The following is a 15,381-nucleotide window of genomic DNA, read 5'->3' on the forward strand; positions in this document are numbered from 1 at the left end:
CATTCTGCCCCTAGAATCCAGCAACCGTTGGATTGCGGAGAGGATGCGGCGATGACCGGGCTGGACCGGCGGCCTGCGGCCGCCACCGAAACGACACTGCCACGCGGCCCGCTGGCGGGCTTCGCGGCCGGCTCGCTCGGCATGGGTGTCTGGGTGACCGTGCCTGGCCTGCTGCTGCTCTACTTCCTCACCGACGTGCTGGCCGTCGCGCCGTGGCTGGCCGGGCTCACCCTGCTGCTGCCGAAGATCGCCGACGTGCTGCTGCACCCCTGGGTGGGGCACCGCGCCGACGTCGAGCAGACCCGACGCGGCGACCGGCGTCGCCTGCTGCTGCTCGGCTGCGCCCTGCCGGTGGCGTTCGCCGCGCTCTTCGCGGTGCCCGGCGGTCTGACCGGCACGCCGGCGGCCGCGTGGGTGGCGGTGTTCTTCATCGCCGGCAACCTGCTCTTCGCCGCCTACCAGGTCCCCTACCTGGCCACCCCGGCCGACCTGCGCATCGGTTATGACGAACGCACCCGGCTGATGGCGTTCCGGATGGTGGTGCTGACCCTGGGCATCCTGGTCTCCGGGCTGCTGGCCCCCCTGCTCACCGGCGGCGACGCCGCGACGCGGGGCGGCTACCAGCGGATGGGCGTGGTCCTGGCCGTGGGGATGCTGGTGGCCATGCTGGTCGGTGTCGCCGGCATCGCCCGGCTGCGCGGGTCCGCGCCGGCCAGCACCGCGTCCGGGCACGGCGGGTGGCGGGCGTTGCGCACGGCGCTGCGCGACAGGCAGTTCCGGTGGCTGGTCGCCGCGTACCTGGCGATGTCCACCACCACCCACCTGGTGCTCGCCGCAGTGCCCTACTACGCCGAGTACGAGCTGCGCGCCCCCGGCCTGACCACGGTGCTGGTGGCCGCGTTCGTGGCACCGGCGCTGCTGGTCACCCCGGCCTGGCTGGTGGTGGCCCGACGCGTCGGCAAGCAGCGGGCGCTGCTCGGGGCGCAGGGCGCGTTCGCGATCGGCTCCCTGGTGTTGGCGGTGGGCCGACCGGCCGGCCTGCCGGTGCTCATCGCCGCGGTGGCGGTGCTCGGGGTCGCGTTCGCCGGCATGCAACTGCTGCCGTTCTCGATGCTGCCCGACGTGATCCGCGCCGCCAGCAACGCCGGCAGCACCGGGGCCGGCACCTACACCGGGGTGTGGACGGCCACCGAGGCCACCGGCGCGGCCCTGGGCCCGTACGCGTACGCGCTGTGCCTGACCGTGGGTGGTTTCGTGGCCTCGACGGCCGGTGAGTCGCCGGTGCAGCCGGACGCCGCGCTCGCGGCGGTCCGCTACGGTTTCGGGTTGCTGCCGGCGGTGGCGATGCTCGCGGCGCTGCTGCTGCAACGCCGCTACACCCTGGACGCGACGGCCCGGGCGGCAAGCTGATCGGCCGGCACTAGACTTCGCCCTCGATGGACGCCCAGCCCAGCACCACCGAGACCCGCCCGTGCGCCCACTGTGGAGCGCCGGTGCCGCAGCGTGTCGGCGCGGGTCGACCGTTTCGCTACTGCCGCGACAACGACGGCGCCTGCCAGCGCGCCTCCCGCAACAGCCGGATGCGGCACCGCAACGCGCCGGGGCTGCCCGGGCAGGTGGCCCGCACCTGGGAGGCGGTGGACCGACTCGACCAGATCGTCGAGACGTTGACCGAGTCGCTGCACGCCGAGTTGTCCCCGGTGGGTGTGCAGCGGCAGCTCGCGCAGGTCCGCGCGGAGGCCGCCACCGAGGTCGCGGCGGCGCAGACCGAACGCGACGAGGCCCGCGACGACGCCGAGACCGCGGCGGCCGACGCGGCGCGCGCCCGCGAGCAGGCCCGCGAGGCCCGCGCCGAGGCCGACGACGCACGCCAGCGCGCCGAGCTGGCGCAGCGGCAGGCGACCGCCGCCGACGAGCGGGCGCGGCACGCCGAGGCCGCCCGCGACCAGGCGCGCCACGACGCCAGCGCCGCCGAGGCGCTGCGCGCCCAGGCCGAGCGCGACCGCGACCAGGCCCGCGCCGAGGCACGGGACCTGCGCACGGAGCGCGACGCCGAACGGCAGCGGGTGACCGACCTGAGCGTGGAACGCGACGCGCTGCGCGCGGAGGCCGAACGGGCCAGCCGGGCCGCCACCGAGGCGACCGAGCGGGCCGGGCGGTGGCAGGCCGAGGTGCAGGACGTCCGGCGCCAGATCGAGCAGTCCCGCGCCGACGCCGCGCGGACCCGCGCCGAGGCCGCCGACGCCGCCCGGGCGCGCGAGCAGGCCGACCGGGCCCGCGACCGCGCCGAGGTCGCCGCCCGGCAGGCCGACGACGCCCGGCAGGAGGCCGCGGAGCTGGCCGCGCGGCTGCGCGCGGAGGTGGCGGCCCTGGCCGCCCAGCGCGACACGCTCACCGCCGAGCTGACCGTGGCCCGGCAGGCCGCGGCGACCGCCGAGGGTCACCGCACCACCCTGACGGTACGACTCGACGCCGCCGAGACCGACCGGGACCTGGCCCAGCGGCGGGTGGCGCAGCTCGGCGACCAGGTCAGTGACCTGGCGTTGGCGCTGGCCCGCCTCGGCGCCGCCGCTCCCGGCGACGCCACCTGATGATCGTGGCGCAACCTTCGGTAGGCTCAGGCGGTTAACCTCCCCGGTGGCAGCGGACACACACCGTTGTCCCGACCCGCCTGGGGATCACCTCACCGGGTGAGCGTCCCGGCCAGCTACCCTTGGTCCCGGCCCACCCGTGGACGCCTCACGCCCTCGGGCGGGAATGGCTCGACGGGGACGCACCGTTACACCCAGAAGACCAGCACCACGAACGAGGGGAAGTCGATCATGGGCGAGCGTATGCTGCGCGGAAGCCGCCTTGGCGCGGTGAGCTATGAATCCGACCGCAACACGGAGCTCGCGCCGCGTCAGACCCGCGAGTACCTCTGCGCCAAGGGCCACCAGTTCGAGGTGCCGTTCGCCGTCGACGCCGAGGTCCCGACGACCTGGGAATGCAAGTTCGACGGCAGCGTCGCCCGACTCGTCGACGGCAACGAGCCGGAGCAGAAGAAGGCCAAGCCGCCGCGTACCCACTGGGACATGCTTCTGGAGCGGCGTTCCATCGCCGAGTTGGAGGACATCCTGGAGGAGCGCCTGCAGGAGGTTCGGACCCGCCGCGGCCGCGCCTGAGCCGCACAGCGCACGATGACGGCGCCCCCGGGGATTTCCCCGGGGGCGCCGTCGTGTCTGCCTTGAGCGCTCTAGTGCCGGCCGGGCTCGACGATCTCGCCCTCGATGGCCCGACCGCCGTCGACCACCACCGGCTGTTCCGGTTGCGGGGTCGGTTGCGGGGTCGGTTGCGGCGCACCTTGGCGCACCCGCACCGTGCGGGGCCCGAACAGGTCACCGGCGACCATCGACGACACTCGCCGCTCGGTGGCACGGCGCACCCCGGCGCGGGCCAGTCGACGCACCGGCGGCACCAGCAGCAGCAACCCGACCACCCCGCTGACCAGGCCGGGCACCGCCAGCAACAGCGCACCGGCCAGCCCGACGAGCCCGTCGGTCACCTGCCCACCCGGGGGCTGCCCAGCCGCCGCCGCAGAGCGGAAACCACGCCAGGCGCGCATCCCCTCGCGGCGCAGCAGCACCAACCCCAGCAGGGACGCGGCGAACACCAGCAACACCGCCACGCCGAACCCCAGCGCCCGCCCCACGCCGACGAACACCGCCAGCTCCAGTACCACCGCCAGCAACAGGGCCAACGGTACGAACCTCAGTCCTCGGCGCATCTCACCTCATCGCCATTCCTGCGGACACCCACGGACGTGTTCCGCTCATCCAGCATGACACGGCCGCGCTCACGGCCACCGTGCCTGACCCGCTCACGGCCACCGCGCCTGGCCGGTGGCGGTGCCGTGCAGGCCCCGGCGCACCGCCTGGCGCCGGTCGCGCACCCCCCAGGCGGTGATCCGCCACAGCGCCTCGACCACGATCTTCGGGCTCATCTTGCTGTCGCCGCGCTCCCGCTCGGCGAAGGTGATCGGCACCTCCACGATCCGCACCCCGGCGCGGTGCGCCAGCCGCGACAGCTCCACCTGGAACGAGTAGCCCTGCGAGGTCACCGACTCCAGGTCGATGGCGTCCAACGCGCTGATCCGGTACACCCGGTAACCGCCGGTGGCGTCCGACACGGGCATGCCCAGCGCCAGGCGCGCGTACAGGTTGCCGCCGCGCGACAGCAACAGCCTCCGCAGCGGCCAGTTGAGCACCCGCGCACCCCTGGTCCACCGGGAGCCGATGACCACGTCCGCGTCGCGGGCGGCGTCCAGCAACGCCGGCAGGTCCTCCGGGGCGTGCGAGCCGTCCGCGTCCATCTCCACGACCGCCTGGTAGCCACGCTCGCGCGCCCACCCGAACCCGGCCAGGTACGCCGCGCCGAGGCCCTGTTTGCCCTGGCGGTGCAGCACCTGCACGTGCGCGTCGCCGTCGGCGAGGGCGTCGGCGATCGCGCCGGTGCCGTCGGGGCTGTTGTCGTCGGCGATGAGGATCTGCACCGCCGGGGCGGCCCGCCGGACCCGGCCCACGATCACGGCGATGTTGTCGGCCTCGTTGTAGGTGGGGATCACCACCAGCACCCGGCCCACCCCGGGCACCTCGTCCGCGCGTCGGATCGTATCGGTCGCCTGGATCACGGTTCCTCCGCTCCCGCCGGCGTACCGGCTGTTGCTATCCGGGCCTGACCCGCTGCCGCCGGCGCAGCACCGCCGCGCCGACCAGGGCCGCCGCGGCCAGCGCGGCGAGCGCCACCTCCGGCCACCAGCCGAGGCGGGTGGCGAGGGTGCGTCCGTCGTCGAGCCGCAACTGCCGCACCACGACCTCCCGGGTGTTGAACCCGGTGGCATCGCTTACCCGCCCGTCGGGTGCGACGAACCCGGACACCCCGACCGTGGAGGCCATCAACGCCGGCCGTCCGTGCTCCACCGCCCGTAGTCGCACCATGGCCATCTGCTGGCGGGCCTCCGCCTCGTTGAAGGTGGCGTTGTTGGTCTGCACCACCAGCAGTTGCGCGCCACCGGTGACCGTGTCGCGGACCACCTCGTCGTAGGCGACCTCGAAGCAGATCACGTCACCGAGCACGGTGGGCCCGGCGCGTACCACGCCCGGGGTGCTTCCGGGCACGAAGTCGTTGCGGATCAGGTCGACCTTCTTGCTGACCATCCGAGCCACGTCGCGCAGCGGCACGTACTCGGCGAACGGCACCGGGTGGCGTTTCGTGTACAGCTGCTCGAGGTCCGCGCCGGTGCCGGGGCGCCACAGGATGCCCGCGTTGCGGACCTGCCCGGCGTCGGGGCCCAGCAGCACCGCGCCGACCAGGATCGGCGCGCCGATGGTGTCGGCGGCCTGCGAGATGCGCGCACCGGCGGTGGGGTTACGCAGCGGGTCGATGTCGCTGGAGTTCTCCGGCCACACCACCAGGTCCGGTCGCCGCTGTTGCCCGGCGGCGACCCGCTCGGCAAGTTCGATGGTGGCGTCGACGTGGTTGTTGAGCACCGCCTGCCGTTGGGCGTTGAAGTCCAGGCCCAGCCGGGGCACGTTGCCCTGCACGATCGCCACGGTGACGGTGTCACCGGACCCGGCGGTGGCGACCGGCACCAGCAGACCCCCGGCGGTCAGCGCGACGGCCACGACGGCCGGTACGACCACAGGCGCCCACCGCCGCGCCGGCGCACCCTCGGCGCGTGGCGGGCCGTCCAGCGGGCCGTCAGCGTCCTGCGGGCCGTCGCCCGGTGTGGTGGCCACCTCGTCAGCCGCGGGGTCGGCAGGCGCCTCTCCGGTCGTGTGGGTGCCGGTGGGGTGGATGAGCGCGGTGGGATGCCTGGCGGCCCAGAGGTGCCAGGCGGCGGTGACCAGCAACCCGCCGACGAGCGCCACCGCGAAGGTCACCAGCGGGGCGCCGCCCAACGCGGCCAGGCGCAGCAGCGGCGAGGTGTCCTGGCTGAACGCCAACCGCCCCCACGGGAACCCGCCGAACGGGGTGCGGTCGCGCAGCGCCTCCTGCCCGACCCAGAGCAGCCCGGTCAGCGCCGGCCACGCCCAGCGGGCGCGGTCGACCAGCGGCGACACCCAGGCCGTGGCCGCGCCCAGCAGCGCCACATAGCCGGCCTGCAACAGCGACAGCAGCACCCACGGCAGGGAGCCGGTGTGCAGGTTCGTCCAGGCCAGCAGTGGGGCGAAGAACGCCACCCCGGTCAGGAAGCCCAGGCCGGCGCCGGCGCGCAACCGTCGCCGGTGCGCGGCGGCGGCCAGCAACGCCACCCCGACGGGGGCGAGCGGCCACACCCCGTACGGGGGGAACGCCACCAGCAGGGCCAGCCCGGCGGCGATCGCCAGGGGAACCGCGACCCGTAGCGGTAGGGGGCGACCCGCGACGACCGGCGCGTTGATCACCGTGGGGGCGTGGGGGTCATCCCGGTCCAGCATCGTCACCGCAGCTTCACCTCGATCACCCGGCGAAGGCTACCTGGCTGACGGTCCTGGCTGCCGCGTCGGGCCGCCGGCGGTGATCGGAGGGACCCGGTGATCAGGTGATGAAAAACAGGTCGAGGAAGTCTGTTGGACCTACTTTTCGTCACTTGATCACGGGAAGCGGCCCTGGCGCGGGTCAACGCGCCGGGGGACATGAAATCGGGGCGCGGCTCGCGCCGCGCCCCGATGCTCCCAGGCCCTTCCCGGCCGGTGTGGCGAGGATGGGGCACGACGACCTTCGGACCGACCGGACGTGGACTGGCTGCCCCCGCCGGGCCGTTGTCTACTGGCCGTGCACCTCACCCTGCCCGTACACCGGTAACCGCGGCCGGTTCGCGCCGCCCCGCCGACCCCCGCCCGCTGGACCTGGCCGCCGCGACGATGACGCTAAACATGTCGCTCGGCCAGCGGACGAAGGGACGAAGCGAACAACAGCCGCTTCCCGTGGTAGGACTCAAAGACGGTACGTGCCGACCCCCGTCGGTTGTCAACCCGCAGCCGGCCTGTCGTGTGTTGCGACACGGCGTGTCGGGTCGGCGAGTCTCAATGCGTACGCAGATGCTGACGCAGCAACGCCTGCGCGGCCGCCCGGTGCTCCTCGGCGAGCAGCCCTCCGGCGGCCAACACGTAGTCGGCGTCGACCACCGCCGCGGCGGCGCGCGGCAGCGCCCACCCGCCGGCGTGGTCGGCCAGGACCGCCGTCAGCACCTGCCCGGAAACGTCCGTCGGCGAGTGCCGCAGCACCCCACCGGAGCCCACCAGCATCCGCACGTCGCGCAGGTCCCGCCCGGCCCGCTCACCGGTGGCGGCGCCCCGGGCGTGCCGGCGCAGCGCCACCGTGGCGGCGAGGGTGGCGATACGCCGGTCCACGGTCCGCTCGACGTCGTCGACGGCCAGGAACGCCGGGTCGGCCGCTCGTCGCGCCGCCGCGGCGGCCAGGTCGTCGGCTTCGTCGGCGGCGAGCAGCCGCTCCTCCACGGCGGCCCGCACGACCCCGGGGGCGCTCCACCGCATGCCCAGATCGCCCTCCACGGTGCGGGCCCGCCACAGGCTGCCGGCGACCTCCCGGCCCGGCCCGGTGGCCCGCTCGTCGGGCGTGAGCACCGAGTACACGTCGGTGGTGGCCCCACCCACGTCGACCACGGCCAGGTCGCCGCCGAGGGTGTCGGCGAGCACCTCCACACCGGTGAGCACCGCGTCGGGGGTGGCCGCCCGCACCAACTGCGCGAACCGGGCACCCCGCGACAGTCGTTTACCGCCGATGACGTGGCGCAGGAACACCGCCCGGATCGCCGCCCGCGCCGACGCCGGGGCGAGCACCCCGATGCGCGGCAGGACGTTGTCGGCGTCGGTGACCGGCACCCCCGCGTCCCGCAGCAGCCCGGTCAACTGCTCGCGTACGTCGGCGTTGCCCGCGTACACCACGGGCCGGCGCCACCGGGCCCGGGCCAGGCGGGTGGCGTTGTGGGTGATCGTGTCGGCGTCGCCGCCGTCGGTGCCGCCCACGAGCAGCACCACGTCCGGGCGGGCCGCCCGCAACGCCGTCAGGTCGGCGGCGCCGAGCCGCCCGGCCGCGACGTGCACCACGTGCGCGCCCGCGGACAACCCGACCCGCCGGCCGGCCTGCGCGGTGACCAGCGGCTCGTAGCCGATCACGGCCAGCCGCAGCCCACCACCGGCCGACGAGCACACGTACCAGGGAACGTCGCGGACGCCGAGCCCGGCGGTGGCCGCCGCGACCGCGGCGTCCAGGCCGTGCAGCACGTCGGTGCCCACCGTGGTGGGCGCCGACGCCGCGCCGGCCACGACACCGGCGGCCAGGTCCACCACCGCCACCTTCGTGTACGTGGAGCCGACGTCGGCGCAGACCGCCAGGGTCACAGGTCTTCCCTGTTCGCGACTGCGGGGCTCGCAACCCCGGCTCACTCCTCGCGACTCACTCTGGCGGCGGGGACGACCACGGTGCCGGTCGCGGTGACCGCCACGATCGGCGGGTCGAGGACCTCGGCGGCGGACGCGGAGCGGTCCGGGCGACCCCGGCACACCACCGCGCAGCTCAACTCCAGGGTGCGGCTGCGGGTGCCCACCCGCGACACCCGCGCGGTGACCTCGACCACGTCCCCGGCGTGGATGGGGGCGTGGAAGCGCACGTCGGCGTAGCCGGCGAACAGGCCCTCGTCGCCGTCGGTGCGGATGCACACCTCAGTGGCGACGTCGCCGAACAACCCGAGGGCGTACGCCCCGTCGACGAGGTTGCCGGCGTAGTGGGCGTGCGAGTACGGCACATACCGCCGGTGCGTCACCGTCAACCCGAGCCGTGCGTCGGTCATGCCATTGCCTTCCGTTGCGTGATCAGGGCGTGCACGAGGTAGCTGGCCACCTCGCCGGGCGTGGTGCCCCGACCGAAGATCCGGTCCACGCCCAACTCGTCGGTCATCGTCTCGTCGAAGCGGGGACCACCGACGATCAGCAGCGGTCGCCGCCCCGCCGGCATCGCCTCCCGGAACGCCGCCGACATCTCCCGGGTGTTGTGCAGGTGCGCGTCGCGTTGGGTGACCACCTGCGACACGAGCACCGCGTCGGCCTTCTCCGCCCGGGCGGTCTCCACCAGCTCCGGCACGCTGACCTGCGCGCCCATGTTGGTGACCTTCAACTCCCGGTAGTACTCCAGGCCCTTCTCCCCCGCGATGCCCTTGACGTTGAGGATCGCGTCGATGCCCACGGTGTGCGCGTCGGTGCCGATGCACGCCCCGACCACTGACAGCTTGCGCCGCAACCGCTGCTTGATCACCGTGTTGACGTCCTTCGCCGACAGCAGCGCGAAGTCACGTTCCACCACCTGCACAGCGTTGAGGTCGACCAGGTGGTTGACCCGCCCGTAGACGACGAAGAACGTGAACCCGTCGCCCATCGGCTTGGCGTGCACCACCATCGCCGGGTCGATGCCCATCTTGTTGGCCAACTGCACCGCCGCGCCCTCGGCGCGCTTGTCGTGGGTCACCGGCAGGGTGAACGACACCTGCACCATGCCGTCACCGGTGGTGTCCCCGTACGGACGCACGATCGCCTTGCCGGTCGGCACGCTGGCGTGCTGGCCGCTGTGCTCGCTCATGCCGCCGCCTCCAGAATGTCGGTGGCCGGGTTGCAGTAGTCGGCCTCGTGCGCGGCGACCCCGTCGAGGCCCTTGCCGCGGTCCGCGGGCCGCTTCATGATCCCGAAGGTGCCCTCGGCGATCGCCGTGAGCAGCGTCTGCTCCCCGATGCGCTCCAGCAGGTCCAGTGCCTCACCGAGGACCTGGTTGGCGCGGCGGCGGATGAACCCGCCCGGCGCCGGTACGAAGTCCTCGTGCAGCCCACCGGCCGCGCCGAGGACGTAGCGCACGTTCTGCAGGGCGATGTCCCGGTCGGACAACCACGGCGTCACCACCGCCTCGGTCATCATCCCCACCAGCAGGATGCCCTGACCGGTCAGCGCGCCGGCCAGGTTGAAGAACCCGTCGAGCAGGTTGCCCCGGAACACGTCACCGGTCATGTGCTTCGTCGGCGGCATCCACTTCAACGGCGCGTCGGGGAACAACTCCCGGGCCAGCAACGCGTGCGCCAACTCCAACCGGAACGACTCCGGCACCTCCGGGTTGATCTCGAACGCGTGCCCCAACCCCAACTGCCAGTCCGCCAACCCCGCCTCGTGCGCGAAGAACTCGTTGAGCAGCTGCGACACGGTCACCGTGTGCGCCTCGTCGACCGCGTCGGCCGTGGTCAGGTAGTTGTCCTCACCGGTGTTGATGATGATCCCCGCCCGGGCGTGCACCTGCCGGGAGAACCGCTGGTCGACGAAGGTGCGCACCGGGTTGATGTCGCGGAACAGGATCCCGTACATCGAGTCGTTCAACATCATGTCGAGGCGTTCCAACCCGGCCAGGGTCGCCATCTCCGGCATGCACAACCCGGAGGCGTAATTGGTCAACCGCACGTAGCGGCCCACCTCCTTCGACGACTCGTCCAACGCCGCGCGCATCAGCCGGAAGTTCTCCTGGGTGGCGTACGTGCCGGCGAACCCCTCCCGGGTCGCGCCCTCGGGCACGTAGTCCAGCAACGACTGCCCGGTGGAGCGGATCACCGCGATCACGTCCGCGCCGGCGCGCGCCGCCGCCTGCGCCTGCGGAATGTCCTCGTAGATGTCGCCGGTGGCGACGATCAGGTAGATCCACGGCCGCTGCGCCGGGTCACCGTGGCGCTTCACCAGCCGGTCCCGCTCGGCGCGTCGCCGGTCGATGCGCCGAATGCCCGCGCCGACGGCCTTGCGCGCCGCCGACCGGGCCGCCGTGGCCGCCCGCCCGGTGGGTTGGGTGAACCGCACCGACCCGGCCGCGGCCTTCTGCGCCAGCAACGTCACGTCGGTGCTGCCCTCACGGACCAGGGCGTCGAACACCGGCACCGCCACCCCGTGACCCAACCCCACGTCCGCGGCAACCGCGTCGACGAGCCGGTTCACCCACGGAATGCCGTCCGGGTCGGCGCCGGTCACCCCGGCCAACCGCAGCACCGCCCGCTCCACCGACACGGTGGTGTGGCTGCGTGCCAGGTCCACCACCGGCTGCCCGGCCCGACGCGCCAACTCCCGCGCCCGCGCCACCAGCACCGGATCAAGATCAAGCTTCCCGGTCATGATGACCCTTCCTCGTAGATGACCTCACCGCGCAGCACCAGGCGCCGGCACACCGGCAGCGGCGTCGGGTCGTCCGGACCCCGCGCCTCCGGATCCTCGGCCTGCAACACCGGCAGACCCCGCTCCACCCCCGCCGGCGTCGACCACACCGCGAAGGTCGCCGGCGCACCCAACGCCAGGACCCCTTCGACGTCCAGGTGCACCGCCCGCCACCCGCCCCGGCTGTGCGCCGCGAACGCCGAACGCACACCCATCCGCTGCGCCGGGTTGTGGTGCGCCACCGCCGCCCGCACCGACCCCCACGGGTCCAGCGGCGTCACCGGCGAATCCGACCCGAACGCCAACGCCACCCCCACCGAATGCATCGCACCCATCGGGTTCGACTCCAACGACCGGTCCAACCCCAACCGCGTCTCATACATCCGGCCCGCGCCACCCCACAACCGGTCGAACGCCGGCTGCATACTCGCCACCACCCCGTACTCCACGAACCGCGCGATCAACGCCTTGCTCATGATCTCCGCGTGTTCGATGCGGTGCCGGGCCGCCCGCAACCGCTCCACCCCCACCGTCCGCGCCGCCGCCGCGAACCCGTCGAGGACGGTGCCGATCGCCGCGTCACCGATGGCGTGGAACCCGCCCTGTATGCCGTGCGCCGCGCAGTCCAGCAGGTGATCGCGCACCTGCTCGACCGACAGGTACCCGTGCCCGCAGCCGTCACCGTCGCCGTACGGCTGCGACACGTGCGCCGTGCGCGAGCCCAACGCCCCGTCGGCGAACAGGTCCCCACCGGCGCCGACCGCGCCCAACTCCCGGGCCCGCGCCGCACCACCCAACTCACCCCAGTACCCGTACACCTCCGGCAACCCCGCGCCGGAGATGCCCAGCAGACCGGTGAAGTCCTCCTCGTCGGAGATCTCCGGGCCACCACACTCGTGCACCGCCGCGATCCCCAACGACGCCGCGTGGGCCAGGGCCACCCGCTGCGCCGCGACCCGCTGCGCCCGACTCACCGACGCCTGCGCGGCCGCCCGCACCACGTGGTGCGCGTCACGCCGCAACCAGCCCGACGCGTCGTACCCGGCCGCCAGCGCCGCCTGCGGGCACGCCGCCAGCAACGCCGACGACACCAACGCCGAGTGGATCGACGCCTGCGACAGATACACCCGCCGACCACCGGCCGCCCGGTCCAGCGCCGCGGCGTCCGGCAACGTCGGATCCGACCAACCCGACTCGTCCCAGCCGTGCCCGAGCACCACCGCGTCCGCCGGCAGACCCGCCGCGAACCCCGCCACCGCGTCGAGCAGCTGCCCCGCCGAGCGCACGCCGGACAACGACAACCCGGACAACGCCAACCCGGTGTCGGTGGCGTGCACATGCGCGTCGACGAACGCCGGCGTCACCAACGCCCCGCCCAGGTCCACCACCCGGTCGGCCGGCGGCGCGTCACCGTCGGTCCCCAACCAGGCAATCCGCCCACCGGACACCAGCAGCGCGGTGGCGCTCGGGTCGGCGGGGCAGTGCAGCACGCCGCCGCGATACAACGTCGAGGGGTTCGTCATGACCTCAGTCTGCCGCGACCCGCGCCGCGAACAGCTGACGCACCCCCGGCTCGGCCCGCAGCAGCCCCAGCGCCAACTCCGCGTGCCCCGGCACGTACCCGTTGCCCACCAGCATCGTCACGTCCGCCGCCAGCCCCTCCGCGCCCAACGCGGCCGCGGAGAAGCTCGTCGCCATCGAGAAAAAGATCACCGTGCCGCCGTCCGCGGTGGCCAGCACCGCCCCGTGCTCACAGCCCGGCACGTCCACGCAGACCACCGTCACGTCCGCCGGCACCCCCAGCGCGGTGGTCACCGCCGTGGACAACCCCACCGGGTCGCGCGCGTCGGCCAACGCCACCACCGAAGCCAGACCGGCGGCCGTCAGCGCGTCGCGCTCCGCCGCCACCGGCACCACCCCGACCGTACGGGCGGCGCCCGCCCGTCGCGCCGCCGCGAGAGACAACGACCCGCTCTTACCGGCCCCACCGATCACCGCGACCCGCACCGGCGTCGGATCACCGGTACGCCGACGATCCTCGACGTAGCGCGACACCACCCGGGCGGTCAGCGCGGGCGCCCCGCACACGTCCAGCACGGCGAGGGACAACTGCGGGTCCTCGTCGTCGGGCAGCACCGCGGCGATGGAGCGCGCGAACAGGATCGCCCAGCCGTCACAGGGCACCTGCTCGCTGCGCCCGTCCCAGCGGGCCAACCCATCGGTGATCACCAGGGGCGTCAACGTCAACGACACCAGGGTGGCGACCCGCTCCCCCGCCCGGAGCCCCAGCGGGGACCGCCGACCGGCCTCCTCGACAGTGCCGATCAGCATCCCGCCCGACCCGGTCACCGGGTTCTGCATCTTCCCCCGGGTCGCGATGATCTCCAGCACCTCGGCGCGGACCGCGTCACCGTCCCCGCCGTGCTTCTCCGACAACTGCCGGAAGCTCGCCGCGTCCAGGTTGAGCCGCTGCACCCGGATCCGCACCTCGTTCGGCGCGATCGCCGCCGACGTGTCCAGGCGCCAGGCCGCCTGCGGCAGCACTCCCGCCGGTTGCACGACGCGGTGCAGTCCCACCGGTGACGTCACGCCAACCTCCCCCTGCCAGCCGTCCGAAGCCCCGGTCAAGGCTCGCGTAACGGGAAAACTTACGGCAGACTAGTTTCTGTACCGAATATTTTCCAGTAGCCTTCGGGCTTCGATGATCAGCCGCAACACCGAGGAGGGGCCGTGACCCAGACCATCCCGCACCCCCGTCACGTCCCGGCCGCCACACCGACCGCCGGGCAGCCCTACGAGTACCACCGCCGCCCCCTGGTCGAACCCGACTGGACCCGTTTCCCCGGCTGGCGCCACGTCACCCGCGACCAGTGGGAATCCGCCCAGTGGCAGCGCGTCAACTGCGTCAAGAACATCAAGCAGCTCCGAGCCGTCTTCGGTGACCTGATCGACGAGACCTTCTACGCCGACCTCGAGGCCGACCAGTTGGCCCTGGCCACCATGTCCATGCTGGTGCCACCACAAATGATCAACACGATGGTGCCGTTCGCGACCCTCACCACCGAGGCGCTGCTCGCCGACCCCATCCGCCGCTACATGATCCCGGTCGCCTCCGACCGACGCACCGACTGGCCCTCACACCCCTACGCCAGCCGCGACAGCCTCCACGAGCACGACATGTGGGTCGCCGAAGGGCTCACCCACCGCTACCCCACCAAGGTCCTCGCCGAGCTGCTCTCCACCTGCCCCCAGTACTGCGGGCACTGCACCCGCATGGACCTCGTCGGCAACTCCACCCCCGCCGTCGACAAACTCAAACTCACCCTCAAGCCCGTCGACCGCTACGACGCCCACATCGCCTACCTCAAGGCCCACCCCGGCGTACGCGACGTGGTCGTCTCCGGCGGCGACGTGGCCAACGTCCCCTGGCGCAACCTCGAGTCGTACCTCATGCGCCTGCTGGAACTGGAGACGGTCCGCGACATCCGGCTCGCCACCAAGGCCCTCATGGGCCTGCCCCAACACTGGCTGCAGCCCGACGTCGTCGAGGGCCTGGAGCGGGTGGCCCGCACCGCCGCCCGCCGCGGCGTCAACCTCGCCATCCACACCCACGTCAACCACGCCCAGTCCCTCACCCCACTGGTCGCCAAGGCCGCCCAGACCGCCCTCGACGTCGGCGTCCGCGACGTCCGCAACCAGGGCGTCCTCATGCGCGGCGTCAACGCCACCACCCCGGAACTGCTCGACCTCTGCTTCGCCCTCCAGGGCGAAGCCGGGATCCTGCCGTACTACTTCTACATGTGCGACATGATCCCCAACGCCGAACACTGGCGGGTCCCGGTCTGGCACGCCCAGCAACTCCAGCACGACATCATGGGCTACCTCCCCGGCTACGCCACCCCCCGCATCGTCTGCGACGTCCCCTTCGTCGGTAAGCGCTGGGTGCACATGCTCACCGACTACGACCGTGAGCGCGGCATCTCCTACTGGACGAAGAACTACCGCACCTCCATCGAATCCGCCGACCTGGAAGCGCTCAACAAGCGCTACGCCTACTACGACCCGATCGACACCCTGCCCGCCGACGGCCAGCAGTGGTGGCACGACCACCGCAACGACTGACCCACCGACGACGACACCCCCGGGAAGCCCAGCTCCCGGGGGTGTCGCG

13 protein-coding genes are annotated in these 15,381 nt (G+C 73.2%); 4 read left to right on the forward strand and 9 right to left on the reverse strand.

Features of this window, described 5'->3' with window-relative positions; all coding sequences use genetic code 11:
* Positions 1 to 51: 51 nt before the first annotated feature.
* The 3 genes from ACFYP0_RS02510 (at position 52) to ACFYP0_RS02520 (ending at position 3,164) form a co-directional block, all read left to right on the forward strand.
* Positions 52 to 1,410, forward strand: a complete 1,359-nt coding sequence (locus tag ACFYP0_RS02510) for an MFS transporter (RefSeq protein ID WP_386994069.1) — start codon at positions 52 to 54, stop codon at positions 1,408 to 1,410.
* A 26-nt stretch (positions 1,411 to 1,436) separates the two neighbouring features.
* Positions 1,437 to 2,591 (forward strand): hypothetical protein, encoded by a 1,155-nt coding sequence (locus ACFYP0_RS02515; RefSeq protein ID WP_386994071.1) that lies wholly within the window; start codon positions 1,437 to 1,439, stop codon positions 2,589 to 2,591.
* A gap of 231 nt (positions 2,592 to 2,822) precedes the next feature.
* Positions 2,823 to 3,164 (forward strand): RNA polymerase-binding protein RbpA, encoded by a 342-nt coding sequence (locus ACFYP0_RS02520; protein WP_091398247.1) that lies wholly within the window; start codon positions 2,823 to 2,825, stop codon positions 3,162 to 3,164.
* Positions 3,165 to 3,235: 71 nt separating this feature from the next.
* Here the strand turns inward: ACFYP0_RS02520 and ACFYP0_RS02525 are convergent, their stop codons facing one another.
* From ACFYP0_RS02525 to kdd, 9 genes are all read right to left on the reverse strand, one after another.
* Positions 3,236 to 3,766 (reverse strand): FxsA family protein, encoded by a 531-nt coding sequence (locus ACFYP0_RS02525; protein WP_124856757.1) that lies wholly within the window; start codon positions 3,764 to 3,766, stop codon positions 3,236 to 3,238.
* 93 nt (positions 3,767 to 3,859) lie between these two features.
* Positions 3,860 to 4,669 (reverse strand): polyprenol monophosphomannose synthase, encoded by an 810-nt coding sequence (locus ACFYP0_RS02530; RefSeq protein ID WP_355493561.1) that lies wholly within the window; start codon positions 4,667 to 4,669, stop codon positions 3,860 to 3,862.
* Between the two features lie 34 nt (positions 4,670 to 4,703).
* Positions 4,704 to 6,458 carry an apolipoprotein N-acyltransferase gene (gene lnt / locus ACFYP0_RS02535; protein WP_356977869.1) on the reverse strand — a complete coding sequence of 585 codons (1,755 nt, stop codon included), beginning with the start codon at positions 6,456 to 6,458 and terminating at the stop codon, positions 4,704 to 4,706.
* A 588-nt stretch (positions 6,459 to 7,046) separates the two neighbouring features.
* The gene (locus tag ACFYP0_RS02540; protein ID WP_386994075.1) at positions 7,047 to 8,384 is read right to left on the reverse strand and encodes a glutamate mutase L; all 1,338 of its coding nucleotides are present in this window, start codon (positions 8,382 to 8,384) and stop codon (positions 7,047 to 7,049) included.
* 41 nt (positions 8,385 to 8,425) lie between these two features.
* Positions 8,426 to 8,833, reverse strand: a complete 408-nt coding sequence (kal, locus tag ACFYP0_RS02545) for a 3-aminobutyryl-CoA ammonia lyase (RefSeq protein WP_355493563.1) — start codon at positions 8,831 to 8,833, stop codon at positions 8,426 to 8,428.
* The gene (kamE, locus tag ACFYP0_RS02550; RefSeq protein WP_124856763.1) at positions 8,830 to 9,615 is read right to left on the reverse strand and encodes a lysine 5,6-aminomutase subunit beta; all 786 of its coding nucleotides are present in this window, start codon (positions 9,613 to 9,615) and stop codon (positions 8,830 to 8,832) included. Before kamE ends, kal begins: the two co-directional genes overlap by 4 nt.
* Positions 9,612 to 11,171, reverse strand: a complete 1,560-nt coding sequence (gene kamD, locus ACFYP0_RS02555) for a lysine 5,6-aminomutase subunit alpha (protein WP_124856765.1) — start codon at positions 11,169 to 11,171, stop codon at positions 9,612 to 9,614. The genes kamE and kamD overlap by 4 nt, the downstream gene beginning before the upstream one ends.
* Entirely contained in the window at positions 11,168 to 12,733 is a 1,566-nt protein-coding gene (locus ACFYP0_RS02560) for an amidohydrolase (RefSeq protein WP_355493564.1), read from the reverse strand. Before ACFYP0_RS02560 ends, kamD begins: the two co-directional genes overlap by 4 nt.
* Positions 12,734 to 12,737: 4 nt before the next feature.
* On the reverse strand, positions 12,738 to 13,799 hold the full coding sequence (gene kdd, locus ACFYP0_RS02565) for an L-erythro-3,5-diaminohexanoate dehydrogenase (protein ID WP_124856771.1): 1,062 nt from the start codon (positions 13,797 to 13,799) through the stop codon (positions 12,738 to 12,740).
* 141 nt (positions 13,800 to 13,940) lie between these two features.
* Between kdd and ACFYP0_RS02570 the strand changes: the two genes are divergently transcribed.
* Positions 13,941 to 15,332, forward strand: coding sequence for a KamA family radical SAM protein (locus ACFYP0_RS02570; RefSeq protein WP_124856774.1), 1,392 nt, complete (start codon positions 13,941 to 13,943; stop codon positions 15,330 to 15,332).
* Positions 15,333 to 15,381: the final 49 nt, after the last annotated feature.

Origin of the sequence: Micromonospora arida (assembly GCF_042873195.1) — a bacterium.
Taxonomy (GTDB): Bacteria; Actinomycetota; Actinomycetes; order Mycobacteriales; family Micromonosporaceae; genus Micromonospora; species Micromonospora arida.

What these genes read in the sequence shown, in the direction of transcription:
- ACFYP0_RS02560 (WP_355493564.1), bottom strand. Translation starts at nt 12,733, where the DNA reads ATGACGAACCCCTCGACGTTGTATCGCGGCGGCGTGCTGCACTGCCCC.
- ACFYP0_RS02515 (WP_386994071.1), top strand. Translation starts at nt 1,437, where the DNA reads ATGGACGCCCAGCCCAGCACCACCGAGACCCGCCCGTGCGCCCACTGT.
- kal (WP_355493563.1), bottom strand. Translation starts at nt 8,833, where the DNA reads ATGACCGACGCACGGCTCGGGTTGACGGTGACGCACCGGCGGTATGTG.
- kamD (WP_124856765.1), bottom strand. Translation starts at nt 11,171, where the DNA reads ATGACCGGGAAGCTTGATCTTGATCCGGTGCTGGTGGCGCGGGCGCGG.
- lnt (WP_356977869.1), bottom strand. Translation starts at nt 6,458, where the DNA reads ATGCTGGACCGGGATGACCCCCACGCCCCCACGGTGATCAACGCGCCG.
- ACFYP0_RS02510 (WP_386994069.1), top strand. Translation starts at nt 52, where the DNA reads ATGACCGGGCTGGACCGGCGGCCTGCGGCCGCCACCGAAACGACACTG.
- ACFYP0_RS02520 (WP_091398247.1), top strand. Translation starts at nt 2,823, where the DNA reads ATGGGCGAGCGTATGCTGCGCGGAAGCCGCCTTGGCGCGGTGAGCTAT.
- kamE (WP_124856763.1), bottom strand. Translation starts at nt 9,615, where the DNA reads ATGAGCGAGCACAGCGGCCAGCACGCCAGCGTGCCGACCGGCAAGGCG.
- ACFYP0_RS02525 (WP_124856757.1), bottom strand. Translation starts at nt 3,766, where the DNA reads ATGCGCCGAGGACTGAGGTTCGTACCGTTGGCCCTGTTGCTGGCGGTG.